The sequence below is a fragment of the Salinimonas iocasae genome (assembly GCF_006228385.1).
GTDB lineage: Bacteria > Pseudomonadota > Gammaproteobacteria > Enterobacterales > Alteromonadaceae > Alteromonas > Alteromonas iocasae.
Genome location: NZ_CP039852.1, coordinates 1,823,587 through 1,844,833 on the forward strand (window position 1 = coordinate 1,823,587; position 21,247 = coordinate 1,844,833).

Annotated in this window: 23 protein-coding genes and 3 tRNA genes; 12 read left to right on the forward strand and 14 right to left on the reverse strand. The window is 47.1% G+C overall.

Going from position 1 to position 21,247, the window contains the following annotated elements; translation table 11 throughout:
* The first annotated feature begins 7 nt into the window (after positions 1-7).
* The 6 genes from uvrC (at position 8) to FBQ74_RS07995 (ending at position 3,810) form a co-directional block, all read left to right on the forward strand.
* The gene (gene uvrC, locus FBQ74_RS07970; protein ID WP_139756169.1) at positions 8-1,825 is read left to right on the forward strand and encodes an excinuclease ABC subunit UvrC; all 1,818 of its coding nucleotides are present in this window, start codon (positions 8-10) and stop codon (positions 1,823-1,825) included.
* A gap of 57 nt (positions 1,826-1,882) precedes the next feature.
* A complete protein-coding gene (pgsA, locus tag FBQ74_RS07975; protein ID WP_139756170.1) occupies positions 1,883-2,449 on the forward strand; it encodes a CDP-diacylglycerol--glycerol-3-phosphate 3-phosphatidyltransferase in 567 nt (188 codons plus the stop codon).
* A gap of 173 nt (positions 2,450-2,622) precedes the next feature.
* Positions 2,623-2,698 (forward strand) — tRNA-Gly (locus FBQ74_RS07980).
* 154 nt (positions 2,699-2,852) lie between these two features.
* A tRNA-Cys gene (locus FBQ74_RS07985) sits at positions 2,853-2,926 on the forward strand.
* Positions 2,927-2,982: 56 nt separating this feature from the next.
* Positions 2,983-3,069: transfer RNA gene (locus FBQ74_RS07990), tRNA-Leu, on the forward strand.
* Positions 3,070-3,279: 210 nt separating this feature from the next.
* Positions 3,280-3,810: a hypothetical protein gene (locus FBQ74_RS07995; protein ID WP_139756171.1), complete on the forward strand. Its 531-nt coding sequence runs from the start codon at positions 3,280-3,282 to the stop codon at positions 3,808-3,810.
* A 30-nt stretch (positions 3,811-3,840) separates the two neighbouring features.
* On the opposite strand, the gene FBQ74_RS08000 is transcribed toward FBQ74_RS07995, so the two are convergent.
* From FBQ74_RS08000 to FBQ74_RS08010, 3 genes are all read right to left on the reverse strand, one after another.
* Complete coding sequence (locus FBQ74_RS08000; RefSeq protein ID WP_139756172.1) at positions 3,841-5,793, reverse strand: acyltransferase family protein; 1,953 nt, start codon at positions 5,791-5,793, stop codon at positions 3,841-3,843.
* 6 nt (positions 5,794-5,799) lie between these two features.
* Positions 5,800-6,225 carry a hypothetical protein gene (locus tag FBQ74_RS08005; RefSeq protein ID WP_139756173.1) on the reverse strand — a complete coding sequence of 142 codons (426 nt, stop codon included), beginning with the start codon at positions 6,223-6,225 and terminating at the stop codon, positions 5,800-5,802.
* 106 nt (positions 6,226-6,331) lie between these two features.
* Positions 6,332-7,201, reverse strand: a complete 870-nt coding sequence (locus tag FBQ74_RS08010) for a glycosyltransferase family 2 protein (protein WP_139756174.1) — start codon at positions 7,199-7,201, stop codon at positions 6,332-6,334.
* Between the two features lie 381 nt (positions 7,202-7,582).
* Here FBQ74_RS08010 and FBQ74_RS08015 point away from each other — a divergent pair, with 381 nt between their 5' ends.
* The 6 genes from FBQ74_RS08015 to FBQ74_RS08040 are packed head-to-tail and all read left to right on the forward strand — an operon-like array spanning position 7,583 to position 11,992.
* Entirely contained in the window at positions 7,583-8,428 is an 846-nt protein-coding gene (locus FBQ74_RS08015) for a sulfurtransferase (RefSeq protein ID WP_168190640.1), read from the forward strand.
* Positions 8,425-9,135: a Sir2 family NAD+-dependent deacetylase gene (gene cobB / locus FBQ74_RS08020; protein ID WP_139756176.1), complete on the forward strand. Its 711-nt coding sequence runs from the start codon at positions 8,425-8,427 to the stop codon at positions 9,133-9,135. Before FBQ74_RS08015 ends, cobB begins: the two co-directional genes overlap by 4 nt.
* Positions 9,136-9,759, forward strand: a complete 624-nt coding sequence (locus FBQ74_RS08025) for a LysE family translocator (RefSeq protein ID WP_139756177.1) — start codon at positions 9,136-9,138, stop codon at positions 9,757-9,759.
* A 58-nt stretch (positions 9,760-9,817) separates the two neighbouring features.
* Complete coding sequence (locus FBQ74_RS08030) at positions 9,818-10,558, forward strand: hypothetical protein (protein WP_139756178.1); 741 nt, start codon at positions 9,818-9,820, stop codon at positions 10,556-10,558.
* Positions 10,551-11,357: a glucosaminidase domain-containing protein gene (locus FBQ74_RS08035; RefSeq protein WP_139756179.1), complete on the forward strand. Its 807-nt coding sequence runs from the start codon at positions 10,551-10,553 to the stop codon at positions 11,355-11,357. The genes FBQ74_RS08030 and FBQ74_RS08035 overlap by 8 nt, the downstream gene beginning before the upstream one ends.
* Positions 11,354-11,992, forward strand: coding sequence for a DUF2987 domain-containing protein (locus FBQ74_RS08040; protein WP_139756180.1), 639 nt, complete (start codon positions 11,354-11,356; stop codon positions 11,990-11,992). Before FBQ74_RS08035 ends, FBQ74_RS08040 begins: the two co-directional genes overlap by 4 nt.
* A 4-nt stretch (positions 11,993-11,996) precedes the next feature.
* Here the strand turns inward: FBQ74_RS08040 and rssA are convergent, their stop codons facing one another.
* The 11 genes from rssA to ccoO form a co-directional block, all read right to left on the reverse strand.
* A complete protein-coding gene (rssA, locus tag FBQ74_RS08045; protein WP_139756181.1) occupies positions 11,997-12,893 on the reverse strand; it encodes a patatin-like phospholipase RssA in 897 nt (298 codons plus the stop codon).
* Between the two features lie 5 nt (positions 12,894-12,898).
* Complete coding sequence (gene ttcA / locus FBQ74_RS08050) at positions 12,899-13,828, reverse strand: tRNA 2-thiocytidine(32) synthetase TtcA (protein WP_139756182.1); 930 nt, start codon at positions 13,826-13,828, stop codon at positions 12,899-12,901.
* A 77-nt stretch (positions 13,829-13,905) separates the two neighbouring features.
* Positions 13,906-14,835, reverse strand: coding sequence for a universal stress protein UspE (uspE, locus tag FBQ74_RS08055; RefSeq protein WP_139756183.1), 930 nt, complete (start codon positions 14,833-14,835; stop codon positions 13,906-13,908).
* 82 nt (positions 14,836-14,917) lie between these two features.
* The gene (gene fnr / locus FBQ74_RS08060) at positions 14,918-15,652 is read right to left on the reverse strand and encodes a fumarate/nitrate reduction transcriptional regulator Fnr (RefSeq protein ID WP_139756184.1); all 735 of its coding nucleotides are present in this window, start codon (positions 15,650-15,652) and stop codon (positions 14,918-14,920) included.
* Between the two features lie 20 nt (positions 15,653-15,672).
* Positions 15,673-16,347, reverse strand: a complete 675-nt coding sequence (locus FBQ74_RS08065) for a sulfite exporter TauE/SafE family protein (RefSeq protein WP_139756185.1) — start codon at positions 16,345-16,347, stop codon at positions 15,673-15,675.
* Positions 16,340-16,531 (reverse strand): cbb3-type cytochrome oxidase assembly protein CcoS, encoded by a 192-nt coding sequence (gene ccoS / locus FBQ74_RS08070; RefSeq protein ID WP_139756186.1) that lies wholly within the window; start codon positions 16,529-16,531, stop codon positions 16,340-16,342. The genes FBQ74_RS08065 and ccoS overlap by 8 nt, the downstream gene beginning before the upstream one ends.
* A gap of 6 nt (positions 16,532-16,537) precedes the next feature.
* Complete coding sequence (locus FBQ74_RS08075; protein ID WP_139756187.1) at positions 16,538-18,913, reverse strand: heavy metal translocating P-type ATPase; 2,376 nt, start codon at positions 18,911-18,913, stop codon at positions 16,538-16,540.
* The gene (locus FBQ74_RS08080) at positions 18,913-19,392 is read right to left on the reverse strand and encodes a FixH family protein (protein WP_139756188.1); all 480 of its coding nucleotides are present in this window, start codon (positions 19,390-19,392) and stop codon (positions 18,913-18,915) included. Before FBQ74_RS08080 ends, FBQ74_RS08075 begins: the two co-directional genes overlap by 1 nt.
* 94 nt (positions 19,393-19,486) lie before the next feature.
* The gene (ccoP, locus tag FBQ74_RS08085) at positions 19,487-20,446 is read right to left on the reverse strand and encodes a cytochrome-c oxidase, cbb3-type subunit III (protein ID WP_139756189.1); all 960 of its coding nucleotides are present in this window, start codon (positions 20,444-20,446) and stop codon (positions 19,487-19,489) included.
* Positions 20,447-20,450: 4 nt separating this feature from the next.
* Positions 20,451-20,624 carry a cbb3-type cytochrome oxidase subunit 3 gene (locus FBQ74_RS08090; RefSeq protein ID WP_139756190.1) on the reverse strand — a complete coding sequence of 58 codons (174 nt, stop codon included), beginning with the start codon at positions 20,622-20,624 and terminating at the stop codon, positions 20,451-20,453.
* Between the two features lies 1 nt (position 20,625).
* Positions 20,626-21,234, reverse strand: a complete 609-nt coding sequence (gene ccoO, locus FBQ74_RS08095) for a cytochrome-c oxidase, cbb3-type subunit II (protein ID WP_139756191.1) — start codon at positions 21,232-21,234, stop codon at positions 20,626-20,628.
* Positions 21,235-21,247 lie beyond the last annotated feature (13 nt).

Genomic DNA, 21,247 nt, shown 5'->3' on the forward strand with positions numbered 1-21,247 from the left:
GGCTGTAATGGCGACCTTTGACTCCGCTGAATTTTTAAAACACCTGACTAATCAGCCGGGTGTCTATCGCATGTATAATGACCAGGCAGAGGTCATTTATGTCGGCAAGGCGAAAAACCTGAAAAAGCGCGTATCCAGCTATTTCAGGATGCAGGTCGATAATGCCAAAACCCGCTCACTGGTAAGCCAGATCGCCGATATGGACGTGACGGTGGTTAACAGCGAAACCGAAGCATTTTTGCTTGAAAATAATTTCATAAAAAAATATAAGCCCCGGTACAACGTTGTTCTGCGCGATGACAAATCATACCCCTTCATTTTTTTATCTGATCACGAGCATCCCCGGTTGTCTTTTCATCGCGGACCGCAAAAACGTAAAGGTGAATACTTCGGGCCGTATCCCAGTGCCTGGTCTGTGCGTGAGGCTTTACGTTCGATGCAGCGAATCTTTCCGGTCAGACAGTGTGAAGACAGCTACTACCGGGCCAGAAGCAGACCTTGTCTTCAGTACCAGATGAAACGCTGTAGCGCCCCGTGCGTAGAAGGCTATGTCAGTGATGAAGAGTATAGCGAGCAGGTTAATCTTGCCCGACTGTTCCTTAAGGGAAAGAACCAGCAGGTTATTGGAACGCTGGTGGAGCGGATGGAGCAGGCATCAGTTGATTTAAACTTTGAGACCGCTGCACGTTACCGCGACCAGATTAGTGCATTACGTAAAGTACAGGAACGCCAGTGGGTGGCAGGCACCCAGGATGAAATGGATGTATTTGGCTTTGCTGTTCGAGGAAACATGGCGTGTATACAATCCATGTTTATCCGTGACAGACAGCTATTGGGCAGTAAGGCTTTCTATCCAAAGGTGCCGCCTACTGCAACGGAAGATGAGGTTTTTGAAGCTTTTTTTCTGCAATTTTATCTGGCAGGTAACAAAGTCATCCCCCGACAAATTGTTATTCCGGTTACTTTGAGTGACGAAGAAGCGATAACTGATCTGCTCAGCAGTGAGGCGGGACATCGCGTGAAGCTATTCAGAGGCGCGCGAGAAGAAAAACGCCGATATCTTGAACTTGCACAGAGTAATGCACAAAGCGCATTGGATGCACGATATGTCGAGCAAAAATCCGTGCATGCCAGATATCTTGATTTAGAAGAAACACTTGAACGAGAATTGCCGGTTCAGCGTATGGAGTGTTTTGATATTAGTCACACATCGGGCCAGCAAACTGTGGCATCATGTGTGGTGTTCAATCGGGAAGGGCCGTTAAAGGCAGACTATCGCCGTTATAATATTGAAGGGATCACGCCGGGTGACGATTACGCGGCAATGGCACAGGCATTGAAGCGCCGATACAAGACGGTCAGTGAGGTTGCCAAAATTCCTGATATTTTATTTATTGATGGTGGTAAAGGGCAGCTTGCACAGGCCGAAACCTTTTTTGAAGACTGGCCAGATGACAAGCGGCCGATGCTGATCGGTGTGGCGAAAGGCACAACGCGAAAGCCAGGTCTGGAAACGCTTATTCTGGCTGACAGCCATGAGACTATTCCAATGGAAAGTCATGCGCCAGCGCTGCACCTGATACAACATATTCGCGACGAGTCACACAGGTTTGCCATTACCGGGCACAGAAACCGTCGACAAAAGGTTAAGAATACCTCTACATTAGAAGGTATTCCGGGAATAGGGGCCAAACGCAGACAAGCACTCCTGAAATTTATGGGGGGCTTACAAGGCCTTAAAAAGGCAAGTAAAGAAGAAATTGCGAGTGTTCCGGGGATTAGTCGGGATCTGGCTGAGACAATATACGACCATTTGCACAGCTAGCGCTGTGTATTGAATGGCTTTGCCGCTGCCAAAAGTGGTGTTAACAGAGAAGTTATTATGTGGACAGTACCCAATATTATCACTCTATTCAGAGTTGTTCTTATTCCCGTTTTTGTCATCGTGTATTTCCTGGACTGGCGCTGGGCACATGAAGCCGGTGCGTTTATATTCTGGCTGGCAGCTATTACTGACTGGTTTGATGGTTATCTTGCCCGCAAGTTAAAGCAATCTACTCCCTTTGGCGCGTTTTTAGATCCGGTAGCTGACAAACTCATCGTGGCTGCAGCGCTGCTCATGATTACCCACACGTATGCCACACTCTGGATTACCATACCGGCAATCATACTATTGATCCGCGAAGTGTATGTCAGTGCGCTGCGTGAATGGATGAGTAGCCAGGGAGTACGCGAGCTGGTTCAGGTGTCATTCATCGGCAAAGCCAAGACAATGGCACAGATGCTGGCACTTATCGGACTGCTTTCAGGGCTGGAAACCTTTATGGGCTTTCCAATCTTCTGGGTAAGTCTGGGTTACATTCTGCTGTATGCCGCTGCTATATTGTCGTTGTGGTCTATGTGCAGCTATACCATTGCTGCTTCCAAACATCTGACTGGAAAGGTTTGATTTAAAACATTGTTTGTTCGATGTTCAATATGCATAAAAAACTAGCAAACAAACATAAATCTAGGAATTTACTGCTATTTAATATTGACAGTTGATGAGGGGGCGGTAGAATGCATCCCACTGTTTCGGGGCAGCTAGCACGCTAACTCAAACAGTGTTAAATAGTAAAAAGCGCGGGAATAGCTCAGCTGGTAGAGCACAACCTTGCCAAGGTTGGGGTCGCGAGTTCGAATCTCGTTTCCCGCTCCAAACTTTAAATGTTTGATTGGATTCAGATGTTAGGTATACACTCCATCGCGACAAGTTGCGACAACGTGGTTGCCAGTTACGCATCTAGTTACTCGTTCCAAACTTTAAAAGTTTGGTAAAGTCAGGATTACATCGAAGCTAATCCTAACAATATGGCGGAATGGCAGAATGGCTATGCAGCGGATTGCAAATCCGTCTATCTCGGTTCGACTCCGGGTTCCGCCTCCATATCGCTGTTAAAGCACACAGGTACCATACCTGCACCAGGCGAAAGCCGACCCAATGCCCGGGTGGTGAAATTGGTAGACACAAGGGATTTAAAATCCCTCGAACGCAAGTTCGTGCCGGTTCAAGTCCGGCCCCGGGCACCATTTATTGCTTAAACCAATCTCTCTCTTTATTTCTGTTTTTGTCCAGTATCAATTTCTGCTCTCAGTTTTTTTATCTGATTTGCTTTTCCGGTATGTGTACGTCGAGGCCGTTGCATGCCTGCTACTATATTTGCAATCTCTTACTAGCTGTGAAATCTTACAATTACTTTGTCTGTGGATGGGCACCTTTGCTCAATGGAGAGAGCGGTGATGCGTATAACAACAGTATTTTTCCTATCGACAATCTCACTATCGTTTCCTGTAGCACCACAAGAAGTAGAAGATGACGTCGAAAACATTGAGGTTATCGGGCAAAAACCACTAAGCCTTTACTTCGAGATAAGAAACGAGAAGCGCAAGGCTTTCATGCAGACATTCAATCAGCTTATTGATGATGAAGATCTTGCCTTTACCTGTAAGCGACGGACTCGCCGAAATTCGCACATCAAACACGAAGTGTGTAAAAACAATTATGAGTGGCGTATCTATCAGGAAATCATGCAGGATGAGATTAATCGCGGAAATGTCATGGGCGCCAGTGCGGTCGCTGAAATGGGTAATGCTGAGCAGCGGCAGCTCAGGGAAACGTTGATTATCAAAATTCAGGAAACGTTAAAGACAAACAAAAATTTAAGGGATACTTATCGTCAGTTTAAAGCAGCAGATAGCGCATACAAACGTGCCCATATTGAAAAGTTTGGTATATTAAGCCCGGCTATGTCAGAGCAACAAGATAAGTAAAATTTCACGACTTAGAATCAATTCTGTCAACTAATCTACTAACGCCTGTGCTTTAAGGTGTGCCCAGAGTCGTGCACCGAATACCTTCTCACCATATTCACTTAAATGCCGTCTGTCGGAGTATGTAAGGGTATTATCAATGATGAGATCGTCCGGATAGGTTAGCTGCATACCTTCAAATTTAGAAATGTAGCTGATGTCATGACGCGCCAGTTTATCTTTAAGTAGTGTATCTAATTGTCTGGCCCGTTGCTCGGCAACTGGCGACTGGTATTTCGCGGCTTGTTGCACCAATGATTGACGGTAATCCCATTGTACAGGGTTTTTAGTTATTGGTGGCAACATGCCAATCACCGCCACCTGAAGTTTATGCTCGGTTTTGAGGGATGTCAGGTAATCCACCAGGTCGCTGACGTACTGGGCATTAATTTCGTTACCATTTTTGTCGTGGATGTCGTTATTCACAAAAAGCCGGTCAGGGGTTTGTGTATACAGCACAAGTTTAATGGCGTCACCGTAGCTGTCAGCAAAACGACGAAAATCCTCGTATTGGCAGTGGGGAAGATCGTTTGGATTTCCGTTATAACCATGAGCTCTGCAAAAGCCACGTGAAACGCTTACCACAAACTCATGCGGGCTGTTCATGGCAATAGCATTATACAAATCCATACCGTGGCTGCCGCCTATGATAAAAATGGCCTCACCATGTTGTTTGCGACATTGCTCAAACTTGTTTGTAAAAGCATTGTTGAGTATGGGCGACCAGAATTTGCAGGGCTCATCGACCATCGGCTGACTGGTATGAGAAGCATGGGCGGCAGCAAGGGTTTCGAACCGTGCCATATTCTCTGGCTCAATATATTTTCGTAGCTGAACATTATTGATAAACAATAAGCCGGTGACTCCAGCCAGAATTAGTCCAGCTGCCGATGCGTTAAATACCTGGGGCCGGATAAAACGCTGACGATTCCGAAAGGGCGTTTCTACGAACCGATAAGAAAGCAGGCTAAGTACTACAGTAAGAACGATGCCAGCCAGGGCCATTGCGACACCGAGATGGCCGTCATTGTATATCCGCATTAGTGCAAATACAGGCTGGTGCCACAGGTAGAGGCTATAACTGATAATACCTGTCTGAATCATAAGCGACATGCTAAGCATCTTGCCTGTCGTGTTGTTATTTCGGGCAAAAAGCAACACTAACACCGTGCCGGTTACCGGTACCGCGGTGAAAAAAGAAGGATGCGCGGTCTGAGGTGTAAAGCTAATATAACTGGCGATAATCAGTGCCACACCGAGCACTGCCAGGGCGCTGGCAGCTCTATTGCTAACCTTATTAATAGTGTCACCGGCGAACATCATGCTGGCCAGAGCGCCTGCCATCAATTCCCACGCCCGGCTGGGTAATAAATAAAAATTACCACTTGCATCTACTTGCTGCCAAAAATGCGCCACAATGAGTGAAAGTAACAGAATGCCAGCTATCGACCCGGCAAAGGCTCGTTTTCCAAAGGGCGCCAGCCACAAGGCTAACAACGGAAAAACAATATAGAACTGCTCTTCTACTGCCAGACTCCATGTATGCAACATGGGACTTAGCTCTGAGGTCGTTCCAAAATACCCTGACGTTTGCCAGAAATAAAAATTAGATACAAACGTGGCGACACTTACCAGGCTGGCACCATAATTCTTAAGGGTATCAGGAGACTGTGTTACCGCTATCAGGAGGGGCGTAGTGACAGCGGCAACAATAAATAACGCTGGCAGGATACGACGGGCACGCCGCTCGTAAAACGAAGCAATTGAAAATGTGCCGGAGGCAATTTCTTTTAACAAAATAGATGTGATGAGAAAACCGCTTATGACGAAGAAGACATCAACGCCCAAAAAGCCACCTGATAAACCGGTGAAGCCAGCATGCAGCCAAATTACGGGTATGATGGCAAGCGCACGAAGCCCGTCAATCTCATGCCGGTATTTCATAAAAAATTATTCGCCGATAAAGTTAAGTACGGCAGGCGAACCAAGCAGTTGCTGCGCTTCCTGACACAAAGATTCTATAGATTCAGAGCCGGTTATTTGCAAACCACTTTCGTCATTTTCTTCGTCTAATGCATGAGCAAAAATTTTGGCATTCACGGTAGAGGTAAGTATTAACAGCCCTTTACAACCATGATCTTTAAGAATGGCTAGATCCTGTTTCATTTGACGGGCGGCGCTCTGGGTGATGGTGTGACTAATATCAGGGATACTCAGAATGACCCAGTCATCTAGCTTTTCTGCGGTTTTCAGAATCGATTTCGACCAATTATCGACTTGTCGCTGGCTGTAAACATCACTGGGGATATCGAAAACAACATTGTCTTTAACAAAAAAACGATACTTCTCTGGTGTACTTTTATTTTTACCTGCCATCTACGGCAACTCCATAGGCAAATATTAAAGTGTGTGCATATATATTAAAGGATTAGGTTATTATCGGATCAACGGCCCACACCAACCATGCGGGCCATTATACACGTTACGCTGTCATGCGTGACGAATTTGCAGGAGTGTCGTGAACAATATCTTCACTAAGTGTTTCAACTATTTCTTCACTGGAGGGCAACCGTAAGACGGACAGCCCCTTCGTTTCATAGTCGTTATTGACGAAGCCACTTTTAACAAAGGCGGCTAGCCAGTGCGTCGCGGGATAATATCCCCACTTGCTGTGAAATACATTGGCGTTTGTGACGATGTCTAACAAGTGATTAATAGGGTAGTCGTAGTTAGCGCGATACTGAGTATAAACGTCATAGTTAAGGGTAGTAAGCACCATACCTGCTGTATGTGCGCGGGTCGCAAAATCAATATCTCCGATACCAAAGCCGTGATATTCCTCATCAAAACCACCTATACGGCTAAAGTCGGCTTTGCTGATCCCGAAAACCGAAGACCTGAATGCTGTGTTTGCAGGAATAGGCTGGCTGTTTCCATGAACGTGTTGCTTTTTATCCTGGCTTACCCGATTAAAGTCGGCATTTTCAGGCATCTGCTTAATCTGTACGACCGTTGCTGTGTACAAAGTATTGTCTTGCCATTGTTCAATAGCATGAGAGAAGAAAGCCGGATGGCACAAACAATCGACATCCAGATGAAAAATCTTTTCATAAGAACAAGATGAGAAGCCTTTGTTTCTTGCCTGAGCAATAGGCAAATCTTCAGAGGTAGCAAAACGATGATGAATCTGAAAGTGCGGGCTTTGAATCAGAGAGCTATCAGAGGGCGGCGCCATCCAGACAACAATCAGCTCTGCCGGCTTAAGTTCAGCCTGCTCAAGATTGTTAATTAAGTTGGCAAGTTGCTGCGTCCGGTTTTTTACAATGGTCACAACACTGAAACGGTTTGACATCCGATTATCCTCTTTTGTCTGGTTTGAATGGAAACAACTGGTGTCCAATCGATCTCAACTGCTTAGTAGCAAAATACAAACCAAAAGGCATATTACCTAACCTTTTGTTTTAACAGGCAATGTGAAGGATAATATTGTTATTATATGCAGTGGTTTCTGAAAGAATTACATTGATTCTGTTCAAACACTGCGTTTTTTTCCGGTATTACTGAATAAGTATTATTCAGTAATGAATATATATTACATGATGAGATATGGATCACCAGTCTTTTATCTCACACTTAAAAACCGGCATCGCACAGTGATTTATTTTTACCGCTGTGCCACGTATTATTCATGCAAAAGCAATACTTCTACCACGCTGCCAGAGGAACACTTTCTATGACAGATCTTTCAGATAAAGTGCTTATTCAGCCTTCAGATCTGCACAGCCTGATCTCTGAACAACGCCTGTCCTTAGTGCGGGTAAAGATGCAGAATCCGGCAGATGGCTCTGCCGATGATTCTGCGGACTATTTACCGGGATCAGTGAGCCTTGATTTGGATGAGCAAGGTAGCGATCGCCATTCGTCATTACCTCATACGTTACCCAGTGCTCAAACTCTGGCAATTTTATTCGGAAAATTGGGCATAAGTATGCAAACTCCTGTCGTGATATATGACAACAGAGGGCAGTTTTGTGCTGCGCGGGTTTATTGGATGCTACAGGCATCAGGTCACAACAACGTCCGGCTTCTCGATGGCGGCTTACCAGCCTGGCGTGATTCCGGCTATTTTACGAATTGTGAACCAGTGATACCGCCACGCAGACAATTTGAGGCCGTCTCAGAGGCTGGCTGGTTCGTTGATGCTGATACGGTTTCTCAGGCTATGGCAAGGGGCGGTCAGATTGTTGATGCAAGGGGTCCCGCGCGTTTTTCTGGTCGTGAGCCTGATCCCCGAGAAGGCGTAAGAGCCGGTCATATTCCTGGTTCAGTCAATATACATTATCGCGACGTGCTGGATAACAATGGAAAATTTCAGCCTGTCGAAGTGCTTAGCAAAATATTTGAAAACAAGAAAATCGATCTTAGCGAGCCTGTTATCTGCACCTGCGGTTCAGGGATTACCGCGTGTATCATCGCTGTAGCAATGACATTGGGCGGCGCCAGGAACGTTAGCGTATATGATGGTAGCTGGGCAGAGTGGGGGGCTGATCTCAGCCGCCCGGTGGAGACAGGGCAATGAAGCCTTCTGTTGTGATATTAACCGGTGCCGGTATTTCTGCCGAATCGGGCCTTAAAACCTTCAGGGATACCGATGGACTGTGGGAAGAGCACCGCGTAGAAGAAGTGGCGACCCCCGAAGCGTTTCATGCCAATCCTGAACTTGTATACCGCTTCTATAACCTGCGTCGGGCGCAGTTACGACAGGCGTCTGTTCGCCCGAACGCCGCGCACAAGGCGTTAGCCAGCCTGGAATCTGCATTAGGTGACCGTTGTCTGATTATTACTCAAAATGTAGATAACCTGCATGAACAGGCTGGTAGCGAGCGGATTTTACATATGCATGGTGAACTCTTGTCTGCACGCTGTTCAGTTACAGGCCGCTCATATTCTTATACTGAGGCCTTTGATGCATCGACCCCGTGCGCATGCTGTTCGCTTCCAGGCACACTTCGTCCGGATATTGTATGGTTTGGCGAGGTGCCTTTATATATGGATGAGATTGAAAATGCTCTGTCTGGCGCCGATGTATTTATTGCAATAGGCACGTCAGGACAGGTCTACCCGGCCGCAGGCTTCGTACAGGTGGCAAAACAATACGGGGCCAGAACGGTAGAGCTGAATACTGAAGCACCAACCCGACCGGATGCATTTGATGATTACCGTCAGGGGCCGGCGTCTGAAGTCGTACCTGCGTATATACAGACTTTATTGGATGAGCATAAATAAATGCAGGAATTTTTGACTATCGCCCTGATTCACTTTGTGGCCGTTGCCAGTCCCGGGCCGGATTTTGCTATTGTTGTTCGCAACAGTGTCAGTTTTGGTCGCCGGGCAGCGATGTATACCAGTATCGGTATTGGGTTGGGCATATTGATCCACGTGACTTATTCTATCGTCGGTCTGAGCGTACTGATAAAAACTACTCCCTGGTTATATACCGCTATCAGCTATCTGGCTGCGGTCTACCTGGTTTATCTGGCTGTCGGTGCGCTAAAGAGTGGTCCGCCCAAAGCCGTCGCTGAGGGAACCCAGTCACCCGTGGCCCCCTCGACCATGACTGCGAAAAAGGCACTCTGGATAGGGTTTTTAACCAACGGCCTGAACCCGAAAGCAACGCTGTTTTTTCTTTCGCTGTTTACTGCGTTTATCGATGTGAATACGCCGATGAGTGTAAAACTTGGTTACGGTATTTATCTGGCCGTGGCAACTGGCGCGTGGTTTTGCTTTCTGTCTTACCTGTTGAGTACCAGCAAGGTCGCACAACTGATAGGCAGTAAAGGATACTGGCTTGATCGGACAATGGGTGTTTTGCTAATAGGGCTTGCCCTTAAGCTCGTTTGGTCGGCCTGACACATATCCTGTGTTTTAGCGTATACTAGCGCCGTAAATAATAAATACCGAGGTTCGCTTGTCTGATTCTTCACCAACTGAAAACGAAAACAAAATACAACGGGCGTTGGATGGTAAGTATGCCTTTTCAGTAAAGGATGTACTGTCACGGTCTAATAATCTTGTAAAAAAACACTATTCGCTCTTACTTAGCGGTTGTGGCATCGTTTTTCTGATTTGCGCAATACTCATTTTCATCCTGGTTTCTCAGTACCCGTTAGATGCTCTGGCTGAGATTAGTCAGGGGCAGCAGTTCATGATTAATCTGGCGGTGATTTTTTTACTAACGCCCATTACCACTGCTATGACTGTATTAATGGCAGAAGCTGAAGAAGGGCGCTCTGCCACTTTTTCAGAATTGCTGCGCTACGTCCCTGCAGTGTTGCCGCTGGCTTTGGCTCAGTTGCTGATGAGTATACTGACCCAGCTCGGGATGTGGTTACTGGTGCTACCCGGACTTTATCTTCTGGTTGCAACATCGTTTACGTTACCTTTAATTGCGGATAAAAAGTTGCCAATAACCCGTGCGCTGGTTCTTTCCTGCAAAGTGGTAAATTGTTATCTGCCTTCATTTGCACTGTTATTTGTTATATTTGTTGCACTGGGCTTTATTGCCTTATTTACACTTGGTCTGGCGTTATTCTGGATTATGCCATTTTACTATGCGACGCTGGGATTGTTGTACAGTGATTTATTCGGAACGCAGCCAGCACCGGCAACCGTAAGCAATACTAAGGATGAGTCTACTTTCGATGCATAAACGTGAAACGACTAAAATTGTTCTGATAACGATAGGGGTTCTGGCGGTTATCGTGATTAATGCATGGATCCTGGCGACCCGTGAACCCGATATTCTGGACGTACCTGAAACAGAACAGGCATCAGAGCCAGTACCTGATTTTGCCTCTTATGATGATGTGAAAAGTCGCAAGGAAGCATTCTATAACTATCTGCGCCCGGAAGTAGAAAAACAAAATGATTATCTGCTATCCCTTCGTCATTATTTGCAAACCTTGCAGCGCAAGCGTAGCAGTGGTGAGTCGCTGGATGAGGATGATGTTGAACGCATAGACTGGCTGGTGGACGAATATAAAGTCAAACCTGAAAAAGACACTGCCGAGCGTCTGAGTACACTACTCAATCGCATTGATATTCTGCCTGCTGAACTCGTGCTGGCGCAGGCTGCTAATGAGTCTGCCTGGGGAACAAGCCGTTTTGCACAGGAAGGCTATAACTTCTTTGGCTTATGGTGTTTCAGAAAAGGCTGTGGCTTTGTACCATCTAAGCGAACCCGTGGCGCCTCACATGAGGTGGCTAAGTTTGATAATCTTTCCCGCGCTACCTATACCTATATGCGTAATATTAACCGACATAATGCCTATAGCGATTTACGAGATATTCGCGCTCGCTTACGCCGTAATCAGAAAGAAATTTCGGGTATGGCGCTGGCTGAAGGGCTGATGAATTACTCTCAGCGTGGTGCGGCATATGTTGAAGAGCTTCAGGCTATGATTCGATTTAACCGGGAATACCTGATAGACGAGCAGGAATCAGAATGAAAAAATGGGTAGTCGGTACATTGCTGTTGCTGTCTGCACAACCTGTTCTGGCAGAAGCGCTTGAGATTGAATACAGTCGCTTTTACAGCCATTTGCGCAAACTCAACAGCGATGATGTACAAGCGCTGGAATTTGCATTTGGTTTTAGTCGGGTGGGGCAAGGGCGTTTGTGCGATATCCAAAAGGCTGAAATTGTTACTGACAAAAAGACTATGCCTGTTGCTGTAACCCCCGAACAGCGTTTTACACTGCCACAAGAAAAAGCCCTGAAGCTTGCTAGCGCTATGATACATATAGAGCTTGAAGAAGCAGCGAATGTTTGCGACATGTCAGTGCAGTTACAAACGAAACCTGAATACCTTAAACAACACTACAGCGCTGAAGATTTGGCGATGCTGGTGGAGCAGTACGAGGCTTTTTTTAATGAAATGGGAAGTTTCCTTTCATTCATGATGCCCTCTGTTAAAGGACTGACATTCCAGTTTGAGAACGAAAACCTGAGTCGCCCGGTAAAAGATGCCCCGAATATTAACGCGGGATATTTGCAGCTTCCTAAAAGCTGGCTAAAAGACGGTAAATCACTGACATTACCCGAGAAGCCGTTACGCGTAACTGCAATTGCCTCTCGGCAGTAAAGATTCAGCCTAGTACCAGCTGATATCGGATCTGCTCGGCCAGTCTGTTAACGGTCTCTTCCCCTTTCTGGCAAAGTTCTTCAGCACGATGAAACTCAAGCAGACCAACATCTGCAAGATTTGGTTCAATAAGCACATCAGGCGGATCGCCGGCTAATCGTGAACGGGTAACTCTGGCCTGCAAAATCTCCAGGGAACTACTCATAACACTTAAAATGCCCGGTGGGGTCGCCTCATTAGGGCCTTTGTCAGGCGATAGCCATTGTCTGATAGCACTGGAACTTTTTTGCAGAAAGTGGTCGGTTTTGCGCTCATTATCTTCATGCACTTCCTCCTGCTTTTCCAGACGCTGCGGCTTAAAATCAGCGTTAAGATTAATAGCAATGACAAAGTCAGCACCCATCTGTCGACACAGATTGACCGGCACCGGATTGACCACCGCGCCATCAACCAGCCAGCGACCTTCATACGCGACGGGGCTGAACAACGCCGGAATAGCGCAGGATGCCTGAATAGCCTGATTAGCGGGACCTTCGGTAAACATCACTTCACGACCTGAGTGTAAGTCAGTGGCAACAACAGCGAACTGCTTCTCCATCTCTTCAAAAGTTGGCGCGCACAAGTCATCGCGCAGTTTATTAAAAACCTTCTGACCGCTAGCCAGCCCGCCCCGGCGGATGCCGATCCCCATTAGTGACAAAACCTGCCATTCCGTGAGAGAGCATGACCAGGTTCTCAAATCGTCCAGCTTACCGCTGGCGTAGGCCGCACCGACATAAGCGCCAATTGAGCATCCTGCCACGATATCTATTTTGACACCCAGCTTTTCAAGTGCCTGTATGATCCCTATATGGGTCCATCCTCTGGCGGCACCAGCTCCCAGTGCGATTCCTATCTTCATAAAACCTATTCCGCTAAATTAACAACCTGAACCACTGGTGCGCGTTGCTCACTTTCATCTGCAAATGAAGGGCTGTCAAACGCTGTATCGCCATCTTCTACAGCAGAATCCGAACGCTCAATACTATCGAAATCGTGTAGCGAACGGTCAAGGAGGTGCGTAGGAGCAATATTTTGCATTGCCTTAAACATCGATTCAATTCTGCCCGGATAGCGGCGATTCCAGTCCTGCAACATGTGTTTGATATTCTGACGCTGAAGGTTTTCCTGTGAACCACACAGGTTGCAAGGGATGATCGGAAACTCAACAGCCGTAGCGTATTTTTCAATATCCGATTCGTTGCAGTATGCCAATGGGCGAATCACAATGTGCTTACCGTCGTCACTTACCAGTTTGGGAGGCATAGATTTTAGCTTACCACCATGAAACATATTGAGGAAAAGTGTTTCAAGCATGTCATCGCGGTGATGACCCAGTGCAATTTTGGTTGCCCCCAGTTCGGTAGCAGTGCGATATAAAATGCCGCGACGAAGACGCGAGCACAGTGAGCAGGTAGTTTTACCTTCAGGTATTTTATCTTTTACAATTGAGTAGGTGTCTTCCTCAACTATCTGATAGTCCACGCCTAATTCTTTGAGGTATTCAGGCAGCACATATTCAGGAAAACCTGGTTGTTTTTGATCGAGGTTAACCGCCACAAGATCGAAACGTATTGGCGCAATTTTTTGCAAAAACAATAAGATATCCAGCAGCGTATAACTGTCTTTACCACCGGACAGGCAAACCATAACCTTATCACCGTCTTCTATCATCGAAAAATCGCCGATGGCTTTTCCGACGTTTCTGCGCAGACGCTTTTGTAGTTTATTGAAACTGTATTTCTGCTTGCTCTGCGCGCTGTGGCTAGAGATATTTTCGCTGGCTGACTGACTCATAGTTTACAACTTGGAATACAAAAACCGGATTATACAAAAGCCTGGGGCCCGGCGTCATCCCGTACGCCAGGTTTTTATTAAACCAGGCGAATCGGCGACTCAAAACCATCCGGCTTAACTGCCAGAACGTCACAGTGCAGCGTGTCTATAACATGTTCTGCGGTATTTCCGATAAAGGCGGCGGACAAGCCAACTCTGCCTACGGTACCAATGACTACAAGCTCGGCATCCAGCTCATGGGCTTTTCTGGCTACCACCTGTTCGGGAAGACCTTCCTCCACGTGGCAACACTGCGGATCGATACTGAACTTTTTACGATGTGCAGTCATCTCCTGCATATGGTGATTGTGCACTGACTGGTGATAGGCCTCGGTGTCAAACTCGGGAATTTCAATAGCGATACTGATGGGCGCTCGCGGATAGGCGTTAACCAGATGGACCGTACCGGTCAGTAGCGTGGCATAGTCCCGGGCAATTTCGGTCAGTTTATCGTTCAGCCTGGCGTGCTCCTGATCCTCCGTGCCTACATTTACCGCTGCCAGGATATTTCCCTGGGGAGGCCAGGCATGATCTTTAACCATAAGTACTGGCATGGGGGCTTTTCTCATCAGGTGCCAGTCTGTGGGCGTAAAAATAACAGAAACCAGGTCATCTGCTTTTTGGCTTGCTTTGATGATGACATCGGCATGGTGGGCCATCGCCGTACGGATAATCGCTTCGAAATCACGGCTTTCCCATTTCACTACCACCTCTACATCAATATCACTTTCCTGCGAATCAACAATATCCTGTACCCATTGGGTACGATCCTTTATGACAGCATTACGCATTGCCTCGCGTTCATTGGAGGACAGCATCGTTGTCATTTCATAGGAAAAGTCATAAGCCACATATAGCGCGGTGATCTGAGCACCGGTTTTCGCAGCAAGCTCAAGCGCTCGGGACAGGGCAGGCTGCGTGGAAAGGTCGTTGTCGATTACCACTAAAATGGTGTTGTAGTTAATCACAGTCGCCTCCGACAATTGCTTTATACCTCTATTGAGTGTAGTTGGCAAAAGTCGGAAGAACCTTGTTTTAAATCAAAAAAAGTTATCGACAGGCGGTACTGAGCGAAATGCCTTTAAGTTTTTCGTTCACCTTATCAAAATCAAGAATGGTGATGAGCTTACCAGACACTTCGATAATGCCTTCTTTCTGAAAGCGGGTGAGTAGTCGGCTGATTGTTTCTACTGTCAGCCCCAGGTAATTACCAATTTCATTACGAGTCATGGACAGATTGAACTGACGGTGCGAATAGCCTCGTTCTTCGAAACGATTAGACAGGCGGGCGATGAAATACATCAGTCGCTCTTCCGCCGTACGGCGGTTCAACAACATCATCATTTCATGATCGTGCTTTATCTCGGCGCTCATAAAACTCATGATTTGCTGGCGAAGCTTAGGAAAAGTAACAGACATTTCATCTAGCGTATTATAAGGCAGCTCGCAAACCATTGCTGTTTCAAGTGCCCGGGTATAAATCTGATGTTGTTGCTCACGCAGCCCGTCAAAACCGATGATATCGCCGGGCAGGTGAAACGCTACGATTTGCTCTTCACCTTCAGGATCACTGATAAATGATTTAAAGGACCCGGACCTGACGGCATACAGCGCGTGAAATTTATCACCAGACTGGATCAGCGTATCATTTTTGTGCAACGGCTTTTTGCGCTCCACAATATCATCCAGCGATTCAACTTCGGTTTTATTTAATGCAACAGGCAGGCACAGGTGACTGAAGCTGCAATTTTGACAATGGATAGAAAATTCAGATGGCGCAGCCATGTCTGCTTCCTTTTTCAGGGCTAAATGGTTAACCACATACGTAACGCGTTAAATAACAAAATGAGTGCAAACACTGCCAGTAATCCGGCAATAATTTGTCTGACCACTGGCTTTTGCAGGGCATTAACGACCCAGTGTGCTCCGATACTTGTCGCGATAAGCGCCGGCAACGTCCCCAGACCAAAACACAGCATAATCTGAGCGCCGCTGAAAGCACTACCACTGGCCAGTGACCATGTTAATACTGAATAAACCAGCCCACAAGGTAACCAGCCCCATATAATACCATAAGGTAATGCCGCCCATGGGGATGAGAAGGGTACCAGTTTGCGTGAAAGGGGCTGCAATTTTTTCCACAGGTGCTGTCCGGCGCGTTCAAGTCGCGTCAGTCCCATCCACCAGCGGCCCAGATAAGCAGCCATTGCCAATAGCATTATGCCACTAATTGTTGCTAGTACCGGGCCTGCGACAGGTATAAATGATGAAGACATCTGGCCCAGCCCCCCGGCAATAGCACCTGCAAGGGTGTAGCTGCTTACACGTCCCAGATTATAACTTACGGTATACGGCCAATGACTGTCATGAGAAGGGGTGGCAAGCCGTAATGCCGATGCGATACCGCCGCACATGCCCAAGCAATGGAGTCCACCGGCCAGCCCGATAAAAAATGCAGATAGCCCGGTAAATTCACTCATTCATTTTCTTTCGTTCATCTGCCAGCTTTTTTTCTTCCGGCGACAGGTCATCATCAAATAAAATGCTGTAGCCCTGTCGGTCAAGATCTTCAAACTGATTGCTGCGAACCGCCCAGAAAAATATGCCTATAGCGATAGCGACAATCAGTATCGCCAGCGGGATGAGTACATAGATAATAGACATAATCTTTCACCTGAGTAATCGCGTTGAATTGAATACAACAATCATACTACTAATTGACATTCCTATCACGGCCATCCAGGGAGCAAGCAGTCCGCTGACCGCAAGAGGCAGTACAAGCAGGTTGTATCCCAGCGCCCAGGCCATATTTTGTCGGATTACCGATTTCGTTCTTCTTGCCAGACAGAAAACCTTATTCAGTGAGTCAAGCTGTGGTGAAAGCAATATAATATCGGCAGATGTTTTCGCGATATCGGTAGCATTTCCTACGGCTACTGAAATATCAGATTGTGCCAGTACAGGTGCATCATTGATTCCATCGCCCAGCATCATGATCCGCATTGAAGAAGACTGTATCTCACTGACTTTTTCCAGCTTTTGGCGGGGCGTCAGGGCGAAGTGAAATTCATCTATTTGCAGGTCTCTGGCAACGCGCTCAACGTTGGCTTGCGTGTCTCCGCTTAATATTATTTTTTTAACCTCAGTAAATTGCCTGAGCGTATCTTTCACACCAGGTTTGATAGAATCGCTAATCTGCCATGCAGCAATAATGGTTTGATTACAGGCCAAATATACATTGGCGGAAAATGGCGTAACCGGTACATCATTATTGAAAAATGCAGAGGATCCGACTTTGTACTGCTTGCTCTCGATTGTCCCGCGAATTCCCTGTCCCGGTATAATCTCAAAATCTGTCAGCGACAGTAAATTATCTGCATTAAACAGGCTGGAAATTGGATGTTCCGAGCGCGCCTCCAGCGTTGCCATGATCCGGTCAATCTGATTTTGCGTCCAAGCTGTTTCATGCCAGTGATTTACAATAGAAAACTTACCATCGGTCAGTGTGCCGGTCTTATCAAGCGCCAGTACATCGCAATCGGCTACCGCTTCAAGCACATCGGCACGTTTAACTAAGACGCCTTGTTTATTAAGGCTGGCCACCGCACAGGTTAACGCTGTAGGTGTTGCAAGCCCCAATGCACACGGGCAGGTTGCGACAAGCACTGCTACCATAATCCACAACGCATCTTCGGGTTGTTGCTGATACCAGTACCAATAGGTCAGGGCCGCAACAGTCAGCACTGCGGTGACGAAGTACTGTGATAATTTGTCGGCAGCCAGGGCAAGACGGGGGCGGGTAGCCATCGCCTCACTTTGCATACGTAAAATTTGATTGACCAAAGAATATTTAAGCGGGTTGGTCACCCTGATGTATATGGTCTGGCGCTGAGAGATGGTGCCGCCGAAAACCTGATCACCCACTTGTTTGAAAACAGGCGTAAACTCTCCGGTCAGCATCGACTCATCAATTGTCGCCCGACCATCAACAATGGTGCCATCAACAGGGATAACCTCACCGGCTTTAACCATTACAGTCTGCCCGGGCTGAAGCCGTTTGGCCAGACAGCTGTTCAATGTATCACCATCCACTACGGTTGCGGTCATTGGAATATACTGCAGCATGTTGGCGGAAATTTGCATGGCTTTGTGTCGGCTACGGTGTTCGGCAAAGCGACTGAGCAGTAGCAGAAAAATGAACATGCAGATGGACTCGAAATATACATCGCTGCCGGCGGTTACAGTGGTGTAAACGCCGGCGGTATAAGTGACACCGATGGCCAGAGTGACCGGAACATCCATATTTACGGTTCTTGCCTGAAGCGCGTTTATGGCGCCTAAATAGAATGTCGAGCCGGAGTAAAATACGACAGGGGTAGTCAGAACCAGAGCTATCCAGTGAAAATACTGCTGCATTTGTGCTGACATATTGTCCAGCAGGTCGAAGTACATCGCTGCCATCAGCATCATAACCTGCATGGTCATCAGCCCGGCCAGGCCAAGCTTTTGGATAAAGCGCTTTTGCTCAGCGGCATAGGATGCTTCATGATCATCAGCCTGGAAAGGAAACCCTTTATAACCGATTTTGCGAAGCCGCTGGATGATGGCACTGAGCGAAACGTGCTGATTATCCCATTTTACCCACGCCCGACGCTGCGCGATATTCACGGATACCTGTCGTATTCCATTCAGTCGCGATAGTTGCTTCTCAATCAGCCATCCACACGCTGCACACGTGATCCCTTCTACCGTTAGCTGAATTTCATGGGCATCGTTATTATGAACCACAAAATCTTCCTGCAGTTGCGGATCGTCATACATTTGCAGCCGCGACAACATCGCTGCATCCGGTAACGATGCCTGCTCTGCACTTTCGGTTCTGAACTGGTAATAGTCTTCCAGCCCGTTATCAACAATGGCTGTAGCCACTGCCTGACAGCCGGGGCAGCAAAAGTTGCGGTCATGGCCAAGAACCTCGGCAGTATAAGCATGATCTGGCTGATTAGGCTGGCCGCAGTGATAGCATTGTTCAGGCGAATATTGCATCAGGGTTTAAGAGAAATAGTTTTTTCAGCAGGCAGCCATATTTGTTGTTGTATCTTCCATGACTCATCAACTGGCTCAAGTGTCATTCGCCATTTACCGGGGACCATCGCTTCACTGTAACCACGATATAACCCTTTTGCATCACGGCTTAGCAAAATTGAGAAGTCTTTGGTCTGCTGAGTCGTGTGATAGAACGATAACCTGACGGCATTGCCGTCCTGTGGGATCCCTGAGTGAAACTCAAGTACCACTGAGCCTTCTGTAATTGAGACATCGGCAGTAATATTACGACGTTTTGCCTCATGTTCCCGGGCGAGGCTTGCATTTATCGCCTTACCTTCTTTGTAGTAATCATCAACCACAAGACTGTCCTGGGTTGATATTGCCAGCTTCAGCAGTACACCACCCATAACCATCGTGATCACCGGTACGGCAATCAAGAACCAGGGCCAAAATTGCTTATACCAGGGCTGCTCCATAAGAATACTCTAAAACAACGTACGAAAAGGGTTTATACAGGAATGACGTGTGTAGTAAAAGGGTAGCCCTGCCGTATGGCAGGGCTCGCAGCTATTATTCAGGTTGGTGAGACAGGCTATAAACGTAAGCAGCGACAACGTGAATTTTATCCTCTCCCAACGTTTGTTTAAATGAGGGCATCACGCCATTTCTGCCGTAGGTCAGGGTTTCAGTAACAGCGCGCTTGCTGCCCCCATACAACCAAATATTATCTGTCAGATTTGGTGCGCCCAGGGCCTGATTACCTTTACCATCCTGACCATGGCAAGCGGCGCAGACAGCAAAGCGGGCTTCACCTTTATCTGCTAGTTGCTGGTCGACTTTTCGTCCACTTAAGCTTAGTACATAGGCGACAACTTCTTCGATACCCTGTTCACCCATAGCATCAAGCCATGCGGGCATCGCTGCCTGTCGGCCGTTAATAAGCGTTTCTTTAATCTTTGCACCGCTGCCGCCATACAACCAGTCCTCATCTGTCAGGTTGGGAAACCCGCCGTTTTGACCGCGAGCATCAGAGCCGTGACACTGCGCACAGTTTTGAAGAAACAGTCGGCGGCCGATTTTCACTGCATCGTCATCAAATGCAAGCTCTTCGACAGGTACTTTGGCAAAGGCTTCAAAAATAGGGTCGAAGCGCTCAGCAGCTTTTGCCAGCTCAACGTCATACTGCACGTAATCGCCGCTGTCGATAGCATCCTGGCGCGCCTGTCTGGATTCTTCTAATGACTGAATATTCTGATTTGAGCTTTTCCAGTCCCACAACCCTTTGTAGCTGCCTAAACCCGGGTAAAGTACTAAGTAAATCAGACCAAATACAATGGTCACGTAAAACAGAATTGTCCACCATTTAGGCAGTGGATTGTTGACCTCTTCAATGCCATCAAACTGATGGCCCATGCTTTTGCCTTCTTCCACGCCGGCAAAGTTTGTCAGACACCAGCGTAGCAAAAAGAAGCAACCTATTATGCTGCCTAGTGTTATGACTGAAATCCAGATTGTCCAAAACATGCTCATGAGCTCAAGACTCCCGCTTATCTTTTTTTATGCGCTCTTTGTCTTCATCTGCAAAGGGCAGGTTGGCAGCATCATCAAACTTCTTTTTATTGCGGCCGCTAAATGCCCACCAGACTACGCCGGCAAAACAAACAAAAACAACAATTGTAAAAATAGTGCCTATTAAACCCTGATCCATATTATTTCAAATGTGTTCCCAGAGATTGTAAATAAGCGACCAGGGCTTCCATTTCTGTTTTGCCCCGCACAGCAGCCTGAGCACCTGCGATATCCTCATCGGAGTAAGGCACGCCGAAACCCCGGAAAACTTCCATTTTTTGCGCGGTATCTTCACCGGTAAGTTTGTTTTCCAGTAACCACGGAAAACCAGGCATATTAGATTCGGGCACAACATCACGAGGATTACGAAGGTGAGCAATATGCCAGGCATCGCTATATCGCCCGCCAACTCTGGCTAAATCAGGGCCGGTGCGTTTAGAGCCCCATAAAAAAGGGTGTTCCCAGACCGATTCGCCAGCCACACTATAGTGTCCGTAGCGTTCGGTTTCTGCACGAAACGGGCGAATCATCTGCGAATGACAGCCTACACATCCTTCGCGAATATAAATATCGCGCCCCTCAAGCTCCAGCGCAGTGTAAGGACGCAAGCCTTCTACCGGCTCCATCGTTTGTTGCTGAAACATTAATGGCGTAATCTGCACCATTGCACCAAAACTGATAGCAACCAGAATCAGCACCGTTAGCAAACCAACATTTTTCTCAATGATCTCGTGGACATTTCTTTTCACGTGACGACTCCCT

Excerpts from the sequence above, each read along its gene's own strand:
- uvrC (WP_139756169.1), top strand. The coding sequence starts at position 8 with ATGGCGACCTTTGACTCCGCTGAATTTTTAAAACACCTGACTAATCAG.
- pgsA (WP_139756170.1), top strand. The coding sequence starts at position 1,883 with ATGTGGACAGTACCCAATATTATCACTCTATTCAGAGTTGTTCTTATT.
- FBQ74_RS07995 (WP_139756171.1), top strand. The coding sequence starts at position 3,280 with ATGCGTATAACAACAGTATTTTTCCTATCGACAATCTCACTATCGTTT.
- FBQ74_RS08000 (WP_139756172.1), bottom strand. The coding sequence starts at position 5,793 with ATGAAATACCGGCATGAGATTGACGGGCTTCGTGCGCTTGCCATCATA.
- FBQ74_RS08005 (WP_139756173.1), bottom strand. The coding sequence starts at position 6,225 with ATGGCAGGTAAAAATAAAAGTACACCAGAGAAGTATCGTTTTTTTGTT.
- FBQ74_RS08010 (WP_139756174.1), bottom strand. The coding sequence starts at position 7,201 with ATGTCAAACCGTTTCAGTGTTGTGACCATTGTAAAAAACCGGACGCAG.
- FBQ74_RS08015 (WP_168190640.1), top strand. The coding sequence starts at position 7,583 with ATGACAGATCTTTCAGATAAAGTGCTTATTCAGCCTTCAGATCTGCAC.
- cobB (WP_139756176.1), top strand. The coding sequence starts at position 8,425 with ATGAAGCCTTCTGTTGTGATATTAACCGGTGCCGGTATTTCTGCCGAA.
- FBQ74_RS08025 (WP_139756177.1), top strand. The coding sequence starts at position 9,136 with ATGCAGGAATTTTTGACTATCGCCCTGATTCACTTTGTGGCCGTTGCC.
- FBQ74_RS08035 (WP_139756179.1), top strand. The coding sequence starts at position 10,551 with ATGCATAAACGTGAAACGACTAAAATTGTTCTGATAACGATAGGGGTT.
- FBQ74_RS08040 (WP_139756180.1), top strand. The coding sequence starts at position 11,354 with ATGAAAAAATGGGTAGTCGGTACATTGCTGTTGCTGTCTGCACAACCT.
- rssA (WP_139756181.1), bottom strand. The coding sequence starts at position 12,893 with ATGAAGATAGGAATCGCACTGGGAGCTGGTGCCGCCAGAGGATGGACC.
- ttcA (WP_139756182.1), bottom strand. The coding sequence starts at position 13,828 with ATGAGTCAGTCAGCCAGCGAAAATATCTCTAGCCACAGCGCGCAGAGC.
- fnr (WP_139756184.1), bottom strand. The coding sequence starts at position 15,652 with ATGGCTGCGCCATCTGAATTTTCTATCCATTGTCAAAATTGCAGCTTC.
- FBQ74_RS08065 (WP_139756185.1), bottom strand. The coding sequence starts at position 16,347 with ATGAGTGAATTTACCGGGCTATCTGCATTTTTTATCGGGCTGGCCGGT.
- ccoS (WP_139756186.1), bottom strand. The coding sequence starts at position 16,531 with ATGTCTATTATCTATGTACTCATCCCGCTGGCGATACTGATTGTCGCT.
- FBQ74_RS08075 (WP_139756187.1), bottom strand. The coding sequence starts at position 18,913 with ATGCAATATTCGCCTGAACAATGCTATCACTGCGGCCAGCCTAATCAG.
- FBQ74_RS08080 (WP_139756188.1), bottom strand. The coding sequence starts at position 19,392 with ATGGAGCAGCCCTGGTATAAGCAATTTTGGCCCTGGTTCTTGATTGCC.
- ccoP (WP_139756189.1), bottom strand. The coding sequence starts at position 20,446 with ATGAGCATGTTTTGGACAATCTGGATTTCAGTCATAACACTAGGCAGC.
- FBQ74_RS08090 (WP_139756190.1), bottom strand. The coding sequence starts at position 20,624 with ATGGATCAGGGTTTAATAGGCACTATTTTTACAATTGTTGTTTTTGTT.